The sequence below is a fragment of the Streptomyces sp. NBC_00273 genome (assembly GCF_036178145.1).
Classification (GTDB): domain Bacteria; phylum Actinomycetota; class Actinomycetes; order Streptomycetales; family Streptomycetaceae; genus Streptomyces.
The window spans coordinates 4,090,244-4,104,440 of sequence record NZ_CP108067.1; the positions used below are offsets into that span (position 1 = coordinate 4,090,244).

13 protein-coding genes are annotated in these 14,197 nt (G+C 73.0%); 4 read left to right on the forward strand and 9 right to left on the reverse strand.

What is annotated here, in order from left to right; all coding sequences use genetic code 11:
- Positions 1 to 331: 331 nt before the first annotated feature.
- Positions 332 to 1,084 (reverse strand): GntR family transcriptional regulator, encoded by a 753-nt coding sequence (locus tag OG386_RS17340; protein ID WP_328788905.1) that lies wholly within the window; start codon positions 1,082 to 1,084, stop codon positions 332 to 334.
- A 137-nt stretch (positions 1,085 to 1,221) separates the two neighbouring features.
- Positions 1,222 to 2,391 (reverse strand): DUF4190 domain-containing protein, encoded by a 1,170-nt coding sequence (locus OG386_RS17345; RefSeq protein WP_328788906.1) that lies wholly within the window; start codon positions 2,389 to 2,391, stop codon positions 1,222 to 1,224.
- 276 nt (positions 2,392 to 2,667) lie between these two features.
- Here OG386_RS17345 and OG386_RS17350 point away from each other — a divergent pair, with 276 nt between their 5' ends.
- The 3 genes from OG386_RS17350 to OG386_RS17360 all read left to right on the forward strand — a co-directional run bounded on the left by OG386_RS17350 (position 2,668) and on the right by OG386_RS17360 (position 5,727).
- The gene (locus OG386_RS17350) at positions 2,668 to 3,762 is read left to right on the forward strand and encodes a pyridoxal-phosphate dependent enzyme (protein WP_328788907.1); all 1,095 of its coding nucleotides are present in this window, start codon (positions 2,668 to 2,670) and stop codon (positions 3,760 to 3,762) included.
- Positions 3,763 to 3,919: 157 nt separating this feature from the next.
- Positions 3,920 to 4,738, forward strand: coding sequence for an isocitrate lyase/PEP mutase family protein (locus tag OG386_RS17355; protein ID WP_328788908.1), 819 nt, complete (start codon positions 3,920 to 3,922; stop codon positions 4,736 to 4,738).
- A gap of 44 nt (positions 4,739 to 4,782) precedes the next feature.
- Positions 4,783 to 5,727 (forward strand): EamA family transporter, encoded by a 945-nt coding sequence (locus OG386_RS17360; protein WP_328788909.1) that lies wholly within the window; start codon positions 4,783 to 4,785, stop codon positions 5,725 to 5,727.
- 38 nt (positions 5,728 to 5,765) lie between these two features.
- On the opposite strand, the gene OG386_RS17365 is transcribed toward OG386_RS17360, so the two are convergent.
- The 4 genes from OG386_RS17365 to OG386_RS17380 form a co-directional block, all read right to left on the reverse strand.
- On the reverse strand, positions 5,766 to 6,557 hold the full coding sequence (locus OG386_RS17365; protein WP_328788910.1) for a trypsin-like serine peptidase: 792 nt from the start codon (positions 6,555 to 6,557) through the stop codon (positions 5,766 to 5,768).
- A complete protein-coding gene (locus tag OG386_RS17370; protein WP_328788911.1) occupies positions 6,554 to 7,636 on the reverse strand; it encodes an alpha/beta hydrolase in 1,083 nt (360 codons plus the stop codon). Before OG386_RS17370 ends, OG386_RS17365 begins: the two co-directional genes overlap by 4 nt.
- Positions 7,637 to 7,820: 184 nt before the next feature.
- Positions 7,821 to 9,047 carry an alpha/beta hydrolase gene (locus tag OG386_RS17375; RefSeq protein ID WP_328788912.1) on the reverse strand — a complete coding sequence of 409 codons (1,227 nt, stop codon included), beginning with the start codon at positions 9,045 to 9,047 and terminating at the stop codon, positions 7,821 to 7,823.
- 165 nt (positions 9,048 to 9,212) lie between these two features.
- The gene (locus tag OG386_RS17380; RefSeq protein WP_328788913.1) at positions 9,213 to 9,650 is read right to left on the reverse strand and encodes a MarR family winged helix-turn-helix transcriptional regulator; all 438 of its coding nucleotides are present in this window, start codon (positions 9,648 to 9,650) and stop codon (positions 9,213 to 9,215) included.
- 79 nt (positions 9,651 to 9,729) lie between these two features.
- Between OG386_RS17380 and OG386_RS17385 the strand changes: the two genes are divergently transcribed.
- On the forward strand, positions 9,730 to 10,776 hold the full coding sequence (locus OG386_RS17385) for an SMP-30/gluconolactonase/LRE family protein (protein ID WP_328788914.1): 1,047 nt from the start codon (positions 9,730 to 9,732) through the stop codon (positions 10,774 to 10,776).
- A gap of 112 nt (positions 10,777 to 10,888) precedes the next feature.
- Here the strand turns inward: OG386_RS17385 and OG386_RS17390 are convergent, their stop codons facing one another.
- From OG386_RS17390 to OG386_RS17400, 3 genes are read right to left on the reverse strand one after another with little or no spacing between them, the layout of a single operon-like run.
- On the reverse strand, positions 10,889 to 11,464 hold the full coding sequence (locus tag OG386_RS17390) for a hypothetical protein (protein WP_328788915.1): 576 nt from the start codon (positions 11,462 to 11,464) through the stop codon (positions 10,889 to 10,891).
- The gene (locus OG386_RS17395; RefSeq protein WP_328788916.1) at positions 11,461 to 11,841 is read right to left on the reverse strand and encodes a PadR family transcriptional regulator; all 381 of its coding nucleotides are present in this window, start codon (positions 11,839 to 11,841) and stop codon (positions 11,461 to 11,463) included. The genes OG386_RS17390 and OG386_RS17395 overlap by 4 nt, the downstream gene beginning before the upstream one ends.
- Positions 11,842 to 11,893: 52 nt before the next feature.
- Positions 11,894 to 14,074 (reverse strand): DEAD/DEAH box helicase, encoded by a 2,181-nt coding sequence (locus tag OG386_RS17400; RefSeq protein WP_328788917.1) that lies wholly within the window; start codon positions 14,072 to 14,074, stop codon positions 11,894 to 11,896.
- Positions 14,075 to 14,197: the final 123 nt, after the last annotated feature.

The window sequence follows — 14,197 nt, forward strand, 5'->3', positions numbered from 1 at the left end:
ACAGGCGTACGCATCCGGCCATGCGTACGAGCGGGCCGTGCGCGCCGGTCCGAACGGGGCGCGCAGAGGGCCCGGGCGGGGCCACCGCGCCGCCGTACGGCGGGCATCCGCGCAGGTGGCGCCGAGGGAGCGGCGGAGCGACCGGCGCGCTGCCGGCCGGGGCGCGGGAGGCGGGGGTCCCGACATGCGGACCGAACGGTCCGGGGACGGCCGGGGGCGGGTGGGCGCGGGCGTTCACCATCGCGCCGAAATCCGCCGGGTCGCGGGCGTTGCGCCGGCCGCGCGTGAACCCCCGGGCGGCGCCCGGGGGTTCACGCTGCCGCGGGAGCCGCTAACGCACCGGGAGGTGGTACGCCAGGCGGTAACGGTCCGCCGGGACCACCACGTCGGCCGTCTCCACGGCGCGGCCGGAGGCGTAGTAGGTGCGGCCGATCACCAGCACCACGTGCCCCGGCACCCCGCCGAGGAGCAGGATCTCCTCCGCCAGACCGGGCCGTGCGCCGACCTCCTCGACCACGTTGTCCACGACGACGTCGATCGCGGCCATCCGGTCGACCACCCCGGAGCCGCCCAGCGGCCCTTCCTCCGGCAGCATCACGGGGGTCCGGCCGGTCACGGCCAGCGGTTCCCAGGAGGTCGACAGCATCATCGCCTCCCCCGCGTCGCGGAAGACGTACCGCGTCCGCATCACGCGCTCGCCCGGCTCGATGCCGAGCCGCTTCGCGATCTCCGCGGGCGCACCCGTCTGCTCGCTGCTCGACTCCCACGTGCCGCGCGCCTCGGCGTCGGCCTGCTCCTGCCGGAACGGCGTCGAGGCACCTCCCGTGCGATAGCCGGCGCGGGCGACCCGCCGCGGGACCGGTTGTTCCCGTACGTACGTGCCGGATCCGGACCGGCCCTCGACCAGCCCCTCCGCCATGAGGACCTTGCGCGCCTCCAGGGCCACGGTGTCGGAGACCCCGTACTCCTCGCGGATGCGTGCCTGAGAGGGGAGCCGGGCGTGCGGGGGCAGAGAACCGTCGACGATCTTCCGTCGCAGGTCCCCGGCCACGCGCAGATAGGCCGGCTGCTCACCGAAAGTCACTGGCCACTCCCATCAGGTTGACAGACAGCTACACCCTGGCAACCGACGGTTGAAGACCGCAAGCAAGGGCCAGAGTTTCACTCGAAGTGATGAAGCCAGGTCACTCAAACCCGCTACCCTGCGTTACCCGCGCGACGTCACACCGACTCGGACGAGGGCCCCCCGTCGGTCCCGCCGTCCGGGTCCTCCGGGTCGCCCCGGCTGTCCCGCATCCACTGCGGAACCACCGTCGAAAGCCCGTACGCACCGCGCAGCGCCTGCTCCGTCTCCAGGGACGTCGCGGCCAGCGCCCCGTCCCACTGCTTGTTGAACTCCTCCGGCGACCCGGCCTGCGAGGCGCGCTGCCACTGCGCACGCGCCGCCTCCACTCGCACCAGCTGCGCCGGAACGGCCTTCTCCAGCCCCGCCCGGGCCGCGTCCCCCCGGAGGAGCTCCGCCTCGGCGCCCAGTACCGCGTGCACCTCGCGCGCCCACGCCCGGTACTCGGGCAACGCGTCCTCCACATCGCTGTCGGGCGGCCGGCTCATGACGAACTCGGCGGTGTTGGCGGCCCGGAGGAAGGCCACCTGCTCGGGCCGCAGCATTCCGGCGTCCTTGCGCAGGCTGCCCCGCCACTCCTCCTCGGTCGTACCGATCACGCAGAGCAGCGTCCGGTCCCCCTCGCGCCAGGACCGGCGCGAGGGCGCGTAGTAGAACATCTCCGCGTACTCCGGCAGCGCCCACGTGTCCATCGCGTACTCGTCCTGGGCCTTCCAGCACGCGTCCTCGGACGCGCGGTCGGCCTCGCGCGACTCGGGAGCCCCCGGCACGTCCAGCGTCTTCGACGCGGTGACCTCACCGTGGTGCACCCGCGCGCAGTCGATCCGGTAGGTCACGGGCCGTTCGTCGATCAGGTCCCCGCCGGGAACGTTGAAGCAGTCGCCCGCCCGCAGGTCGCCGAGGTCCGTGAGCTCGCCCTCGACGTCGGCGTACTCGCTCAGCGACGGGAACCGGTCGCCGGCGGCACTGAGGACCCGCCCGGCGGTGAAGACCAGCGCGCCGGTCATCACCACGGACACCACCAGGCCCACGATCGCCAGGGCCTTGCCCCGGTCCCCCCGCTTGGCGATCTGCACGAGGGCCGCGATGCCGAACGCCACGCCGAGCGGCGGGAAGCACAGCAGCCCGGACAGCAACGAGGCCAGTGCGAAGCCGTTGAGCGCCGGCGGCTGCTGTCCGTAGCCCGGCGGCGGACCCCAACCCTGGTGCGGGGGCGGCGGGGGCCAGGAGTGGCCCGGTCCGGGAGGAGGACTCGGCGGGGTGCTCACGGGGCGGACTCCAACGCAGGGTGCCGTCGCAGGACGACAACGCAGGGCGGCATGGCGGGGCGGCATGGCCGGGCGCGCCGCGGAAGGCGCGAACGAATGCGCGAAATAGTACGCAGCGGGGCGCCCGGCGGGTCGGTCGCCCCCGTACCTCGCGCACGGCCCGGTCGGCGCCCGCGACTCCCGCGCAGTGGTACGTGACACGGCCCCTGGTCTCGATGACCGACGGGTAACATCCGTGCCGTACACCGGCCATGACCGAGCAAAGGTGTCCCCCACATGACGCACGCACTCCCCGGCTACATCTGTTCCGAGGACGGCACCCGCGCAGACGTCCGGACCGCCCCGTGGGCGTGCCCGGTCTGCGGCGGACCCTGGGACCTCGATTTCACCCCGGACCCGACGGCGGTACTGGAACCGGCCGCGGGACCGAATTCGCTGTGGCGGTACGGGTCCGTGCTGCCGCTGCCCGGGGCGTTCTCCGTTTCGCTGGCCGAGGGGCACACTCCGCTGGTCCCGTTGGCGGAGCGGATCCACGCCAAACTCGACTTCCTGATGCCCACGCGGTCCTTCAAGGACCGGGGCGCGGTGATGCTCGCGGAGCTCGCCCGGCGGCTCGCACCGCAGCGGGTCGTGGCGGACAGCAGCGGCAACGCCGGTACGGCCGTGGCCGCGTACTGCGCGCGGGCCGGACTGACCTGCGAAGTCTTCGTGCCCGAGGGCACGTCGGAGAAGAAGACGGCACGGATGCGGGCGCACGGCGCGGCCGTCCGCGTGATCCCCGGTGGCCGCGAGGACGCCGCGGAGGCCGCCCGGGCAGCGGCGGACGCGCCCGGGGTCTTCTACGCGAGCCACGTGTTCAACCCGTACTTCCTGCAGGGGACCAAGACGTACGTGTACGAGGTGTGGGAGGAGTTGGGCGGCCGGCTCCCGGAAGCCCTGGTGGTCCCCGTGGGCAACGGCACCCTGCTGCTCGGGGCCGCCCTGGCCGTGGAGGAACTGGCCCGGCGCGGGGTCAAGCCGCCGGCCCTGATCGCGGTCCAGGCGGAGGCGGTGGCCCCGCTGGCGCAGGCCTTCGCGGCGGGCGCCGAGGAAGCCGCTCCGGTGGAACAGCGGCCGACCCTGGCCGAGGGGATCGCGATCCCGGCGCCGCCCCGCGCCCGCCAGATCCTGGCGGCGGTCCGCAAGTCCGGCGGCACCGTCCTGACCGTCCCGGACGACCGGCTGCACGAGGCCCAGCAGGACCTGGCCCGCCGCGGGCTCTCCGTGGAGCCGACCGCCGCGGCCTGTTGGGCCGCGGTGGGCCCGTCGGCGCCCGGGGATCCCCTGCAGGGCCGCACCGCCGTGATCCCCCTGTGCGGCGCGGGCGGATAGGCGGTGGGCGGACGGGCCGTGGGCGGACGGGCTGTCGGGCAGCGCGGCATCCGGGCCGCGCAGCCCGCCCCGTCCCGTCCCGCCCCGTCCCGCCCCGTCCCACGTCCATGTCGCAATTCCGCGAGCCCGGACGCGCCCGGTCTGGTGAACTGACCCCATGACCACCCATGTTGATCTCGCCGCCAAGGCCGCCGCGTTCGCGGCCCTGCACACCCCCGCCGCCCCGCTCGCCCTCGCCAACGCCTGGGACGTGGCCAGCGCCCGCATCGTCGCGGCCGCCGGCGCCCCCGCCGTCGCCACCACCAGCGCCGGCGTCGCCTGGTCCCTCGGGTCCCCCGACGGCGACGCGCTCGCCCGGGACCGGGCCCTCGACCTCGTCGCCCGCGTGGTCGCCGCCGTCCCCGTGCCCGTCACGGCCGACATCGAGGGCGGCTTCGGCGCCGACGCGGCCGCCGTGGGCGAGACCGTGACCGGGGTCCTCGCCGCCGGCGCGGTCGGCATCAACATCGAGGACGGCCACCGCGACCCCGCCGAGCAGATCGAGCGCCTGGCCGCGGCCCGCGCCGCGGCCGACGCCGCCGGGGTCCCGCTCTACATCAACGCCCGCATCGACACCTACCTGCGGGGCTTCGGCGAGGACGCCACCCGCCTGGACGACACCCTCGCCCGCGCCGCCGCCTACCTCCGCGCGGGAGCCACCGGCGTCTTCGTGCCCGGCGTCCTCGACCCGGACACCGTCGCCGAGCTCGCCAAGGGCATCGACGCGCCCCTCAACGTCCTGCTCGGCCCGGACGCCCCGACCGTCGCCGCCTTCGGCGCCCTCGGCGTCTCCCGCGTCAGCCTCGGCTCCTGGGTCGCCGAAGCCGCGTACGCCGTGGTCCGCCGTGCCGCCGAGGAGCTGATCTCGGAGGGCACCTACGGGGCGCTCGCGCACTCCCTCCCCTACGGCGAGCTGAACGACCTGCTCAAGGGTTGAGATATCCGGAAGCGTGCATGGGCCAACGACCTTAGGATCCGGGCATGAGCACCTCAGCACCGGTCGACGGCAAGGCCGCCGGGCCGGCCACCACGCCCCGCAGCAGGATCTCGGGCGCGGTCTGGGCCGCCCTCGCCCTCGTCTACGTGGTCTGGGGCTCGACCTACCTCGGCATCCGGATCGTCGTCGAGACCATGCCGCCCTTCCTCTCCGCCGGAGCCCGGTTCATCACCGCCGGCCTGCTGCTGTCCGCCGTCGTCGCCTGGCGGTACGGTCCGGCCGCACTGCGGGCCACCCGCGCGCAGCTCGCCTCGGCGGCCCTGGTCGGGCTGCTGCTGATCCTCGGCGGGAACGGCCTGGTGGTCCTCGCCGAGACCTCGGTGCCGTCGGGCCTCGCCGCGCTGCTGGTGGCGGCGGTGCCGATGTGGGTGACGGTGCTCCGGGCGAGCACCGGGGACCGGCCCCCGCTGCGCACCCTGGTCGGGGTGCTGGTGGGTCTCGCCGGGCTCGCGGTGCTGACCAGCCCGGGGCTCAGCGGCTCGGTGCGGCTGTCGGGGGTGCTGATGGTCCTGGCGGGTTCGGTCCTGTGGTCGCTGGGCTCGTTCTCGGCGCCGCGGCTGAAGCTGCCGGACAACCCCCTCACGGGCAGCGCCTACCAGATGTTCGTGGGCGGGGCCGCCGCCGTGGTCGTCGGCCTGCTGCGCGGCGAGCAGCACGGCCTGGACCCGGCGGCGTTCTCCACCGCCTCCTGGCTGGCCCTGGGCTATCTGACGGTCGTCGGCTCGCTCGTCGGTTTCACGGCGTACGTGTGGCTGCTCCAGGCCGCACCGCTGTCGCTGGTGTCCACGTACGCGTACGTCAATCCGGTCGTCGCCGTGGCGCTCGGCACGCTGATCCTCGACGAGGCCCTGACCTGGCAGATCCTGGTCGGCGGTGCGATCGTCGTGGCGGCGGTGGGCGTGATCGTCAGTACCGAGCGGAAGAAGTAGCGGAAGAAGTACCGGCAGCAGCGGCGGCGCGGGCGCGCTCAGCCCCGCGCGGCCGCCTCGTACAGGGCCTTCGCGTGCTCGTCGAACAGCGCGGCCGTGGAGTCCACGTCCGTGTCCCCGCCGCTCAGCACCCCGATCAGCCGCCCGGCCCGGTCCGGCCCGCCCCGGTCCGCGATCCAGGGGCTGCCGCTGGTCCCCGTCCAGAACCCGGCGCAGCTCATGTAGAGCATGTCGGGGTCGTCCTCGTCGTGGCGGGTCTGGGTGGTGCAGGAGACGGGCTTGTTCTGCGGGTTGTGCTCGGACTCGGGGTAGCCGACGACGGTCACGTCCCGCTCGTACCCCGAGGTCCACTCGGGCTTCGGGGCCTCGGCGCCGCCGCCGACCGCGTCCTGGATGCTGCGCCCGTCCCCGTCCGGCTCGATGGTGAGGAAGGCGAAGTCGGCGGTGTCCTCACCCCATTTCGTCCAGCGGTCGTCCACGTGGATCGACTTGACCTTCCAGACGCCCAGCGGCTGGGTGCCGGCGCCCTCGCCGGAGAAGGCCGGGGCGAAGGAGAGCTCGCCGATGGCCAGCCCGTCGTGGGCCACATCGCCCGGCTGCCCGTCCTCGCCGGCGGGGGCCACGCAGTGCGCGGCGGTGGCGACGACGTTGCCCTCGGGGCTGTCGACGACGCTCGCCGTGCACCAGTGCTCGCCGCCCGCCATGAGTACTCCGACGGTGGGGAAGGGGAGCACCGGGCGCTCGCCGGGCGCCTTGAGGAACGCGACGGCGAACACCGCCGCGACCCCTGCCGCCGCAGCCGCCGACGCCCCCTTCACCACCGTGCTCATCGCACGCCGGGATCGGGTGTCGGTGCCTTCATCACCTTGCTGATCCACTCCAGGGAGCCCTCCCTCATACCGCGCACGTACGACTTTCCGTTGTGCTCACCATCCTGGATCACCTGGAGCGAGGTGTGCACGGGGCCCTTCCCGAAGTCGTTCATGAACTTCTCGGCCTTGTCGCGGCCGCTCTCCGCGGTGCCGATCTGGAAGTTGATGTAGACGTCCGGACCGCCCGCCGCGATCAGCTTCGCGGCGAGCTTCTCCGGGTTGTCCGCGTCCATGGCCTGCTTGTTCCCCTGCCACAGCGGGGAGTCGGGGACGATGTCGACCCCGCTCGCGATGGCCGCCTTGAACCGGTCGGGGTACTTGAGGACGTGCTTGAAGGCGCCGAATCCGCCCGCGGAGGAGCCCATGTAGGCCCAGCCGTCGCGGGAGGTGAAGGTGCGGAAATTGGCCTTCGTGAAATCCGGGATGTCTTCGACCATCCAGGTGCCCATTTTGGGCTGGCCGGGGATGTCCGAGGCGTCGAAGTGGTGCTTGGTGTCGGCGTTGTGCACCGGCATGATCAGGATGAAGGGCAGGCTGGTGCCGGCCTTGGCCCCGTCGCTCACGGCCTTCTGGAGGCCGAGGCCGGGACCCGTACCCCAGTAGTTGGTGGGGTATCCGCGGCCGCCGGGCAGGGAGATCAGGACCGGGAAGCCGCTCTTGGCGTACCTCGGGTCGTCGTACTCCTTGGGCACCCACACCCACACGTCACCCGTGAAGCCGGACTTCTTGCCGGTGAGGGTGGTGCGGCCGATCTGGGTGCCGTCCGGCAGCCGGGAGGTGCGGACGAACGAGGCCTTCGGCCCGGTCGGCATCTGCACCTCGGGCGGCAGCTCGGCGGCTGCGCCGGCCTTCTCCTGGACCTTGCCGAAGGAAACCGGATCCCCTATGTCCGAGAAGAGGCCGAACTTGTACGCGGCGGTTCCGCCTGCGGCGAGGGTGAGCGCGAGCCCGCCGCTGATCAGGATCATGCGCAGGCGATGGGGGCGACGGCCGCCCTCGGTCATGGGGCTGCCGTCGCCTTGCTGGTCTTGCTGCACGGTTTTTGTCCCGTTCCTTCTCCGGCGCCCACCAGGAGCGCGGGTCGGACCGATCGGTCCCCCTTACACCCTTTACAGAGGTATGAACGACGGGATGGGTTGCCTGGGACGGGGGTGACGTGGCGAGCACCACGCGGCCGGCCGGGACGCGCGGCTCCGGCGCGGCTCCGCGCGGCCGGGCAGGTCAGCCGGCTTCGGGCTTCGGCCCCTTCAGGACCTTGCTGACCCACTCCAGGGAGCCTTCCTTCATGCCCCGGACGTAGTGCCAGCCGTTGTGCTCGCCGTTCTGGATGTCGCGGATGGTCATCTTGACCGGTCCCTTGCCGAACTGCTGCTGGAACTTCGTCATCCGCTCCTTCCCGCTCTCCTTGGTGCCGATCTGGAAGTTGATGTAGACCTCGGGGCCCTTGGTGTCGATCAGCTTCTGGGCGAGCTTCTCCGGGTTGTTCGCGTCCATCTCGGCCTGGTGGCCCTTCCAGAGCGGGGAGTCCGGGACGATCTCGCCGCCGCTGGCGATCACGGCCTTGAACCGGTCCGGGTGCTGCAGGACGGTCTTCATGCCGACGAACGCGCCGGAGGAGGAGCCCATGAAGGCCCAGCCGTCACGGGACTTGTACGTGCGGAAGTTGGCCTTGACGAAGTCCGGTACGTCCTCGGCGATCCACGTGCCCATCTTGGCCTGGCCGGGTATGTCGGAGCCGTCGTAGTAGTACTTGGCGTCCGGGTTGAGCACCGGCATGATCACGACGAACGGCAGGCTGGTGCCGGCCTTGGCGCCGTCGCTGATGGCCTTCTGGAGGCCGAGGCTGCGGTCGGACCAGTAGTTGTCCGGGAAGCCGTTGCCGCCGGGGAGCGCGATGAGGACCGGGAAGCCGCTCTTGGCGTACTTGGGGTCGTCGTACTCCTTGGGCGCCCACACCCATACGTCGCCCTCGAAGCCGGACTTCGCGCCGGCGAGGCGGGTCTTGGCGATGATCGTGCCGTCGTCGAGCTTGGTGGTCTGCTTGAAGCCGGACTTGGGGCCGGCGGGCAGAGACACGTCCGGGTCGCCGGAGGGCGTGGCGGCGGTCGCCGGGGCGCTCGGGTCCGCCTTGCCCGTGACCGGGGGCGGGGTGTTCTTCCCGAAGCTCACTTCCTCGCCGTTGCCGGAGAACCAGTCGAGCTTCCAGGAGGCGAACCCGCCGCCGAGCAGGAGCGCGACGGCGACCGCCGCGCCGATCCCTATTCGGCGCCGGGAGCGCTTCGGCTCCGGGGTCCGGGCGGAGGCGGGCTGCTCGCCGTACGACTGGTGCTGCTGCGCCGGGCCCGGGTATCCGGGGAAGTCCTGGTGCCCCTGGTACTGCTCCTGGGGCGGGTACACCTGGTACGACGGCTGTTCATCAGGCCGCGGGCGCTGCGGGTACTGGTGCACGGACTTCGCTCCGAACGGTCATGCTGCCCCCGAGGGCAGAACGGCTGGGCATCCCCGAGGGGGCGTCGTGCCGGTCAGGCCCGCCCCTACTTCTGATGTACGGAACCCCAGCACAGTTCCAAGACGGAGCAAAATCCTGCCCCGGATCCCGGTCGGCCGGCCGTCTCAGCGCTGGGCTTCGAGGGCCTCCGCGCACCGCCCGAGCAGTTGGATCAGCACCTCCCGCTCCTCGCGGGTGAACGCGGCGGCGAGCGCCCGCTCCACCCGCACCGCGCCGGAGTCCGCAAGCTCCATCGCCGCACGCCCCTCGTCCGTGAGCCGGGTCTCCAGCACGTTGCGGTGCCATTCGTGCGGGGTCCGCTCGATGAGCCCGCGCTCCTGGAGGTTCTTCAGCACGGTGTTCATGGTCGGCGGCGTCACCCCGCACAGGCGGGCGAGCGCAGCGGCCGAAATGCCGGGCTTCTCGGCCAGCCACAGCAGCGCGGCGTACTGCGGAACCGTTACTGCGGCCGGCTTGCACGCCGTGTTCTTCGCCGCGAGAAGCGCCTGCTCAGCACGCTTGAGGTGAGAGCCGATCCGCTCCTCGGGGGCCATGGAGGTCATGTCCGCATCCTACGGCCACCCTTGCAAGCATTAGAGCTCTAACATACATTCGCCTACACCTTCTCACTAGAGGACACCCATGAAGACGAAGTCGTTCCTTCTCGCCGCCCTGCCCGCCGCCCTGACCCCTGCCCTGGCCCCCGCCGCGACCGCGGCCTTGGCGGCCACGATGGCCGTGACCCTCACGCTGGGAGCGACCCCGGCGCAGGCGCACGCCCCGGCGGGCGACGCCCGGATATCCACGGCCTTCACCCTGCCCGGCGGGAAGGTCTATCCGGAGGGGATCGCCGCCGATCCCCGCACCCACACCGTCTACGTCGGCTCGTACGCGGACGGCACCGTCTACCGGGCCCGCCCCGGCCGGCCCGAGGCCGAGGTGTTCCTGCCCTCCGGCACCGACGGCCGCCGCACGGCGAACGGCCTGCGCGTCGATGCGCTCGGTCGCCTGTGGGTCACCGACTCCACCGCGGGCGTGGCGGTGTACGACACCGCCAACGGGTCCCGCCTGGCCCACTTCGAGGTGGCCCGGGGCGCCGGAGCCCCCGCCCACTTCATCAACGACCTGGCCCTCACCCCGGACGGCACCGCCTACCTCACGGACAGCGTCCGCGGCGTGATCTACCGGGTGACCCCCGAGCAGCTGGCCGCCGGGAGCGGCACCCTGACCGAGGCCTACGACCTCTCCGCGGCCCTGCGCCCCCGGCCGGCGGGCGGCTTCAGCCTCAACGGCATCGTCGCCGACCGGGCGGGCCACTACCTGCTCACCGTCGACATGCCGGAGGGCGACCTCTACCGCGTGGACCTGCGCACCGGCGCCGTCCGCCGCGTCGACCTCGGCGGCGGCGACCTGAAGGCCGCCGACGGCCTCGACCTCTCCCCCGACGGCACCCTGCGCGTGGCGCACAACGCCACCAACACGCTGACCCGTTGGCAGGTCTGCGCGGACGGCACCCGCGCCCGCCTGACCCGCACGATCACGGACCCGTCCCTACAGATCCCCACGACCCTCGCGCACACCCCGGGCCGCACGCTGGTGGTCCGCTCCCAGTTCGACAAGGGCGGCCCCATGTCCCCGGACTCGGGCACCCCCACCACGTTCACGGTCGCCGCGGTCCGCGGCCTGTGACCGGCGCCGGTACGGCTTGAGCGCGCCGGCGGCGGCGGCGATGGCAGCGGCGGCCCCCGGTGGATCGGTGCGCGCAACGACCGCCGGGCTCGGACGTGCCGTCACACCCTCCTCAGCACGGCTGGGTCGCGCCGTTCTTGGCCTTCCGGCGGGCCCTCACGTCGGCGCATGCGTACGGCAGCCCGGGCAGCAGCAGGAGCATCGCGCCCCACAGCGGGAGCGTGAAGAGCACCCCGTCTCCGGTCAGCCACTTGGTGAGGGCCATCACGGGCAGACCGACGGCGAAGGAGAGCAGCCAGTGCTGGTGCATGGGCATGCTGCCCCGTCGCAGCTCCCAGGCGACCGTGATCGAGCCGATGGCCACCCAGAAGGCGAGGTAGTCGGCGGTCACGGCCAGGTGGGCGGTCCACCGGATCAGGTGCGAGAAGACCGGCAGGAGGCCGAGGATGAAGCAGGCCATGGCCGTCGTGCGCAGGGCCCGCTGGGCGAACGGGGCGCGTTCGCGCGCCCAGGCCGCGGCGAAGGCCCGTACGTCCGGGCCGACGACGTCCTGCGCGCTGCGGCCGGCGGCCTCCGCGTCCTCCAGGTGCGCGGAGAGCTCGTCGAGCATCTCCCGGGCGGCGGCTTCGCCGACGCCGCGGTACTCCCAGTTGCTGCGGCAGGCCGCGAGTATCTGCTCGTTGGTCATGGTGTGGCTTCCCCCGTGGAGTGCGTACCGGCGCTCAGGATCCGGCCGACGGGCCCGACGAAGGCCTGCCAGTCGGCCCGCCCCCCGGTCAGCTCGGCGTGCCCGGCCTCGGTCGGTCGGTAGTACTTGCGCGGGGCGCCGCCGCTGGGGGACGGGGCACGGTACGAGGAGATGAGCCCCGCCCGTTCCATCCGTGCGAGCAGCGGATAGATGCTGCCTTCGCTGACGAGGTCGAGCCCGTTGTCGGCGAGCGCCTCGGCGAACTCGAAGCCGTACCGGGGCCGTTCGGCGATGAGGGACAGCAGGCAGAGGTCGAGCACTCCGCGCAGGAGCTGACTGCGCCGTTGGTCGGCGGTCGCGTTCGGCTCCTTTGTCATGCGGTACAAGATAGTCACCAACTCTCTTGCACCGCAAGACAATCCCGCCCGCTCACGCCGGTCCGACGCCCTGCCGGCCGACCGTGCCCAGCCGCGCCTGTTCCTCCTCGACGATCTGACGGGCCATCGCGACGTCCGACACGTCGACCGCGTCCGGCGTGGACTCGGCGACGGCGCTGCGCCGCGCGTACGCGTCGAACAGGCGGCTCTTGTTCTTCAGCATCCGCACCATCCGCTCGTCCACTCCGCGCGTGGCGAGCAGCCGGTGCACCCGGACCGGACGCACCTGCCCCATCCGGTGGGCCCGCGCCACCGCCTGGTTCTCGACGGTCGGCTTGACCTGGGGCTCGCAGATGATCACCACGGAGGCGGCCTGCACGTTGAGCCCCACTCCCGCCGCCTCGATCTGCGCCACCAGCACCGCGTGCCCCGGCGCGGCGGCGAACTCGTCCACCACCTGCTGGCGGCGGGCGGGCGGCACGCTCCCCGAGAGCGGACCGAACACCCGGCCGCCGCCGGGACCCGGCGCGGCCTCCAGGGAGTCCTTCACCACCCCCAGGACCTGCCGGAAGTTGGAGAACACGACCACCTTCAGCCCGTTCTCGGCGGCGTCCTCGACGATCTCGCGCAGCCGGTTCAGCTTCGCCGACCTCTCGGGGTGCGCGTACGCCGCCCTGCGCATCGCCATGAAGTTGCCGGAGCGCACGGCCTCGCGGTAGGCGGCCTCGTCGGAGGCGCTCAGCTCCTCCCACTCGTCCGTGTGCTGGAGCGCGGGCAGCTCGGTCAGGACGTCCTGCTGGTTGCGGCGCAGGTAGACCGGGGCGACGGCCTTCCGGAAGGCCGTGGAGCCGGCCACGCCGTCCCGGTCACCGCCTGCGGCCAGGTCGGGCCGGAGGATGTTCACCAGACTGCGGAACTCGGCGACCCGGTTCTCCATCGGCGTCCCGGTCATGAACAGGACGCGGTCGCAGCGCCCGGACCATTCGGTCACGGCCTGGGCCCGCCGGGTCTTCGGGTTCTTCACGTAGTGCGCCTCGTCCACGACCAGCATCCCGATCTCGCCGCCTCCGGGCGCGGGAAATCCGCGCAAGGCGTCGAAGGTGGTCACCGCGACCCCGCCCCGGCCCTTCCAGTCGACGAACGCCTCCTGCCGGTCCGGGCCGTGCAGGCACATCACGCGCAGCTGGCTGCGGGCCTCGATCTCCCGCGTCCAGTTGATCAGGACGCTGGCCGGGCAGACGACCACGAAGTGGCTCTGGCCTTCGGCAGCGAGGTGGGACAGGGCGGCGATGGCCTGGATGGTCTTCCCGAGCCCCATCTCGTCCCCGAGGATCACCTTGCGCTGCGCCAGGGCGAACCGCGCTCCGAAGGACTGGTAGCCGCGGAGCGACACCCTGCGGTGCGTGTCGTCGAGCTGCTGGCGGCGGACCCGCTCGGCGACCTCGTCGGGCAGGAACCCTTCGGCGGCGGCCGCGTCCGGGCTGCTGCCGGCGATCTCCGCGAGGAGGCCGTAGTACTCGGCGGACCGCAGCTCGAAGTCGACCCAGGCCGCCACCTCGGTCGGGGGACCGCGCAGCAGGTCGACCGAAGCCTGCGCGAGCAGCTCGGGCACCGCCCCCTGCACCGCCTCCTCGGTCAGGACGCGGACCTCGGCGACCGCGCCGAGCGCCCGGTCCCGCTTGGCCTGCCCCGCCAGCAGCATCCGCAGCCGACCGGCGGCCGGCTTGGCCTCGGCGAGCAGCGGGCCGAGCCGCTCCGCGAGCACCGCGGCCGCGTCGAGGGCGCGCTGCGCGTCGGGTCCCGCCTCCACCAGGACGTGCAGGGCCGTGACGAGCGCGGTGGTCCGGGGCTCCGGCCGGTCCACGTCGATGTGGACGGCGATGGTCTCCCGTACGGCCTCGGAGATCTGGCGGGCCGCCGCGATGACCTGATCGGCGGTCCGCTGCCCCACACCGGGAATCTGGCGCAGCCGGTACGACCCGGCGTCGAGCACCTGCCCGACCGAGCGCAGCCCGCTCCGCTCGACCTCCCCGAGCCTGAGGCGGCCTTCGGTGACCTCCTTCAGCCGGGCCACGGGGATGGCTTCCAGGGCCTGCTCCGCCGCCGCGTCGTGGATCGGCTTCAGGGCCTCCCGAACCGCGTCGACGGCCTGCCGGTGGTCACCGACCACCGCCTGCGCGGCCGCGTACAGCCGCTCTCCGCCGGCGACCGCCTCCCGCTCCCTGCGCCCCATCCGGCCCCGGCCTCTCTCTCCGTTTCCCCGCATCCTCCCACCGCCGTCCGGCAACTCCGAAAGAGCCGGTCCCGGCCGGATGCGACGGTGACCGGTCACCGCGACCGCCGGGGCGGGCGGGGT

Excerpts from the sequence above, each read along its gene's own strand:
- OG386_RS17350 (WP_328788907.1), top strand. The coding sequence starts at position 2,668 with ATGACGCACGCACTCCCCGGCTACATCTGTTCCGAGGACGGCACCCGC.
- OG386_RS17395 (WP_328788916.1), bottom strand. The coding sequence starts at position 11,841 with ATGACAAAGGAGCCGAACGCGACCGCCGACCAACGGCGCAGTCAGCTC.
- OG386_RS17390 (WP_328788915.1), bottom strand. The coding sequence starts at position 11,464 with ATGACCAACGAGCAGATACTCGCGGCCTGCCGCAGCAACTGGGAGTAC.
- OG386_RS17360 (WP_328788909.1), top strand. The coding sequence starts at position 4,783 with ATGAGCACCTCAGCACCGGTCGACGGCAAGGCCGCCGGGCCGGCCACC.
- OG386_RS17355 (WP_328788908.1), top strand. The coding sequence starts at position 3,920 with ATGACCACCCATGTTGATCTCGCCGCCAAGGCCGCCGCGTTCGCGGCC.
- OG386_RS17400 (WP_328788917.1), bottom strand. The coding sequence starts at position 14,074 with ATGGGGCGCAGGGAGCGGGAGGCGGTCGCCGGCGGAGAGCGGCTGTAC.
- OG386_RS17365 (WP_328788910.1), bottom strand. The coding sequence starts at position 6,557 with ATGAGCACGGTGGTGAAGGGGGCGTCGGCGGCTGCGGCGGCAGGGGTC.
- OG386_RS17385 (WP_328788914.1), top strand. The coding sequence starts at position 9,730 with ATGAAGACGAAGTCGTTCCTTCTCGCCGCCCTGCCCGCCGCCCTGACC.
- OG386_RS17380 (WP_328788913.1), bottom strand. The coding sequence starts at position 9,650 with ATGACCTCCATGGCCCCCGAGGAGCGGATCGGCTCTCACCTCAAGCGT.